The 4,029-nt window shown below is 74.1% G+C and carries 4 protein-coding genes and 1 pseudogene; 2 read left to right on the top strand and 3 right to left on the bottom strand.

Going from position 1 to position 4,029, the window contains the following annotated elements:
• Positions 1–7: 7 nt before the first annotated feature.
• The 3 genes from B7767_RS34085 to B7767_RS34075 all read right to left on the bottom strand — a co-directional run bounded on the left by B7767_RS34085 (position 8) and on the right by B7767_RS34075 (position 2,610).
• Entirely contained in the window at positions 8–631 is a 624-nt protein-coding gene (locus tag B7767_RS34085) for an enterobactin synthetase (protein WP_179167402.1), read from the bottom strand.
• A gap of 246 nt (positions 632–877) precedes the next feature.
• Positions 878–2,362 carry a class I adenylate-forming enzyme family protein gene (locus B7767_RS34080; protein WP_085575473.1) on the bottom strand — a complete coding sequence of 495 codons (1,485 nt, stop codon included), beginning with the start codon at positions 2,360–2,362 and terminating at the stop codon, positions 878–880.
• Positions 2,362–2,610 carry an acyl carrier protein gene (locus B7767_RS34075; RefSeq protein WP_085575474.1) on the bottom strand — a complete coding sequence of 83 codons (249 nt, stop codon included), beginning with the start codon at positions 2,608–2,610 and terminating at the stop codon, positions 2,362–2,364. The genes B7767_RS34080 and B7767_RS34075 overlap by 1 nt, the downstream gene beginning before the upstream one ends.
• A gap of 324 nt (positions 2,611–2,934) precedes the next feature.
• On the opposite strand from B7767_RS34075, the gene paaA reads away from it, so the two are divergent.
• Together paaA and B7767_RS49175 are read left to right on the top strand one after the other, a co-directional pair.
• Positions 2,935–3,939, top strand: a complete 1,005-nt coding sequence (paaA, locus tag B7767_RS34070) for a 1,2-phenylacetyl-CoA epoxidase subunit PaaA (RefSeq protein ID WP_085575472.1) — start codon at positions 2,935–2,937, stop codon at positions 3,937–3,939.
• A pseudogene (locus B7767_RS49175) lies at positions 3,936–4,029 on the top strand (1,2-phenylacetyl-CoA epoxidase subunit B); the annotation flags it as partial. The gene paaA and the pseudogene B7767_RS49175, both read left to right, overlap by 4 nt.

Here is a 4,029-nt window from a genome sequence, read left to right as displayed (position 1 = left end):
CGTCCGGTCAGCCGCGGACGCCGCCCCGGCCGGTCACGTGGCTGAAGACGCCCGCCCCGACGGGCACGACCCGCGCCCGCACGGCGTGGGCGGGATCGGCGCGCAGGCAGACACGCAGTCCGTCCCCGGCGGGCGAGGCCCGCAACTCCCTCAGACCCCCCTCCGCCGCGGCGAGGGCCTTCCACGCCGCCTCCTCGGCGGAGAACAACTCCGTCACCGACCGGTCCGCGAGCAGCGTCTCCTCGTCCGCGCGCAGCACCAGGCGGGCCGCTTCACGGGCCAGGGACCGCAGCTCCAGGTCACAGCCGAGGGGCAGGTCCCTGCCGGGACGGCACGCCACGGCGACGGCGATCCCCGCACTGTGCGAGATCGACGCGGCCCGTCCCGGCGGGAACACCGGCAGGTGCCCCGACCGGGGGATCTCACCGCAGTCCAGCCCCACCGCACGCAGGGCCCGCCGGCCGGCCAGGAACTCCAGTCTCCGCCGCTCCGGCATCGACGCCGCGGCGGCGGCCTCGGCCGGCCCGGCCGGTCGCGGACACGGTTCCCGGACACCCGCGACACCCAGCCCGAGTCCAACGGAGTCCAGAAGCGGACGCAGCGCGGCCATGTCACCACTCACCGTCGCCATCGGCTCTCCACCGTGCCGGCCCGTCCACGGACGCTCCGCGTCGGCCCGGACCCATCCCGGGGGCTCCTGAGCGGTCCCGCCCCGGCCGTGCGGGCTCTCCACCGGCCCGGACCGTCCCCGCGAGCTCTGCGCACGGGCCCGGCCCGTCCCCGTGGACCTGCCGCCCTCCTGAGGCGCTGAAACGGGCTCCGTACCGGCCCGGGGCGCGTCGGGCGCCCGGTCGTCACCGTCCGCCGTCGCACGCGCTCACACCCGCAGCAGCTTCTTGATGATCTTCCCGGCGGGATTGCGCGGCACCTGCTCGATGAACTCCACCCGCCGCGGCCGCTTGTACGGCGCGAGCAGGCCCGCGACATGCGTGAGCAACTCCGTCGCGGCCGGCTCCGCACCCGCCTCCAGGGCGACGTACGCCAGCGGCACCTCGCCGTAGTCCTCGTCGGGCATGCCGACGACCGCCGCGTCCCGGACCGCCGGGTGGGTCATCAGGGCGCGTTCGATCTCCGAGGGGTACACGTTCTGGCCCGCGCGGATGATCACGTCCTTGGTGCGGTCCACCAGGCTGATGCGGCCCTCGTCGTCCATGAAGCCGAGGTCGCCGGTCCCGATCCAGCCGTCGTGGGTGATCTCGCCGGTGGCCTCGGGGTCGTTCCAGTAGCCCTGCATGACGCCCGGCCCGCGCACCACGATCTCGCCGATCTCGCCGGGCGGCAGTTCCCGGCCGGTCCCGTCCACGGCACGGGCGGACATGCCCGGTACGACCCGCCCGCAGGGGATGCGGGCGGTGACGTCACCGGGCGCGGGGTGCTCGTCGGGACCGAGCGTGACGAACGGGCCGCCCACCTCCGTCATGCCGTACACCTGCCGGAAGCCGCACCCGAGCCGTTCGACCGCGTCGGCGTAGACGTCGAGCGGCATGGGGGCGGCCCCGTACAGGACCTCCCGCAAGGAGGACAGGTCGGTGTGCCGGGACGCCTTCGCCTGAAGCATGAAGCGCAGCATCTGCGGCACCAGCCACATGTGCGTGGCGCGGTGCCGCTCCACCGCGGACAGCGCCCGCTGCGGGGTGAATCCGGGCATCAGCACGACGGTCGCGCCGGCCGCCAGGTAGGTGAGGGACACGACCATGCTGCCGTGGTACAGCGGGCAGCAGTTGACCATGACGATGTCGTCGGTGGGGCGGGCCATCACCAGCCAGCCGAGGGCGATCGCGCGGAACGACGCGCTGTCGACGGTCACCCCCTTGGCCTGCCCGGTGGTCGCCGAGGTGTGCAGCACGGCGATCGGGTCCGTGTCGGCGACGTCCGGCAGCTCCCGCTCGGCGGCCAGCGTGCCCAGCGCCGTGAAGGCGGGTTTGTCGAAGGCCATCCGGACGCGCACCGAAGCGGGCAGGTCGGTGTGAAGGTCCAGCAGTTCGGACTCGCCGAGCACGGCCACCGCGCCGACGCGCCCGATGATCCCGGCGACCTCGGGCTCGGTCAGACTGTGGTTCAGCGGCACGAACAGCGCGCCGAGCCGGGCCAGCGCGAAGTAGCTCTCCAGGACCTCGATGCGGTCCTTGGAGAGCACGGCGACCCGGTCACCCCGCTCGATGCCCGACTCGGCAAACCCGCGAGCCAGTCGCAGAGTACGGTCATGCAGTTCGGCCCAGGTGACGCTGCGTTCCTCGTCCACCAGCGCGGTCCGGCCGGGCCGGCACTGTCGGTTGCGCTCCAGCAGCTGCGTCAGCCACATCACGCACCGCCGCTCGCGCCGGCGACCGTGCGCTCGGCCACGAAACGCTCGTAGTCGCCGATCGTGCGCAGCCCCTCCATGTCCCCGGCGGTGATCTCGACGCCGAGCCGCTGCTCGACCAGGAGCACGAGGCGCACCAGGTCTCCGGAGTCGATGCCGCTGGCGGCCAGGTCGGCGTCATCGCCGATCCGGTCGGCGTACTCGGCCGTGCCGGTGAGTTCGACCAGCAACTCCCTGACGGTGCTCATGGTTTCCCCTTTCGCCTCGGCGTGCCGGCCGCCGCGGTCCATGACTGTCACCCCCTCAAGAGGCGACGGCGCCCGGCCTCACTCCCCGGGCCGTCCCGTGAGCTTTGTCACGCCCCCGAACCTCGTGCGGCGGGGATAGCCGGGCCGCGCGTCCGTCCTCTTACCGCAACGAAGCAATCCGCCCCGCCCGGCGCCCCGCGCGGGCGGTTCCCGATTCGAAGGAGTGATGCGCGTGCCCAGGCAGCCGGTACGGGTCCGGGCCCCGGGGCGGTGCCCGCAGCACGGCACCGCCGTGACGGTCACCGGACGCACGGGCGGTGCCCGGTGACCGCGTCGGCCACCACCGCGGACGAGGACGAACTGCTCGCCCGCTTCGACGCGCTCATCGCCGGCGGCGAGACGATCGAACCGCGCGACTGGATGCCCGACGGCTACCGCCGCATGCTGGTCCGCCAGATCGCCCAGCACGCCCACTCCGAGATCATCGGCATGCAGCCGGAGGGCGCCTGGCTCACCCGCGCCCCGTCCCTGGTCCGCAAGTCGGTCCTGCTCGCCAAGGTCCAGGACGAGGCGGGCCACGGCCTGTACCTGTACTCCGCCGCCGAGACGCTCGGCGTGGACCGCGCCGATCTGCTGGACGCCCTGCACCACGGCCGGCAGCGCGCCTCGGCCACCTTCAACCACCCCGCGCTGACCTGGGCGGACACCGGGGCCATCGCCTGGCTGACGGACGGCGCCGCCGTCATCAACCAGGCACCCCTGTGCCGTACCTCCTACGGGCCCTACGCCCGGGCGATGCGCCGCGTCTGCCAGGAGGAGGCCTTCCACGTACGGCAGGGCTACGACCTGATGCGCGCCCTGTGCGAGGGGACCCCGGAGCAGAAGGAGATGGCGCAGGACGCGGTGGACCGCTGGTGGCTGCCGGCGGTGGCGCTGATGTTCGGACCACCCGACACCGAGGCGGGCGGCGCCGACGCGCGGACCGCCGCGCCGGGTGCCGCGGTCTCCCGCCGCGCGATGGCCTGGGGCATCAAACGCCACACCAACGACGAGCTGCGACAGCGTTTCGTCGACACCTGCGTCCCGCAGGCCGGGCGCCTCGGCCTGACGCTGCCCGACCCGGCGATCCGCTGGAACGAGGAGCGCGGCCACTACGACTTCACGCCCGTCGACTGGGACACCTACCGCGAGGCCCTGGGCGACGACACCCACTGGGCGCGACAGCGCATCGCGCACCGCCTGGCCGCGCACGAGGACGGCGCCTGGGTCAGGGAGGCGGCCGTCGCGTACGCCGCGAGGACGGACGAGCCGCGAGGAGCGGCCGCATGAGCGCCGCACGGGAGGGCGCGCCGGCGTCGTGGGAGGTGTTCCTGCGGGCCCGCAGGGGCCTGGCCCACCAGCACGTGGGGTCGGTGCGCG

Source organism: Streptomyces sp. 13-12-16, from assembly GCF_002114215.1.
Taxonomy (GTDB): domain Bacteria; phylum Actinomycetota; class Actinomycetes; order Streptomycetales; family Streptomycetaceae; genus Streptomyces.
Note: the sequence above shows the minus strand (reverse complement) of the source record. Positions and strands in the feature narration are given on the sequence as shown.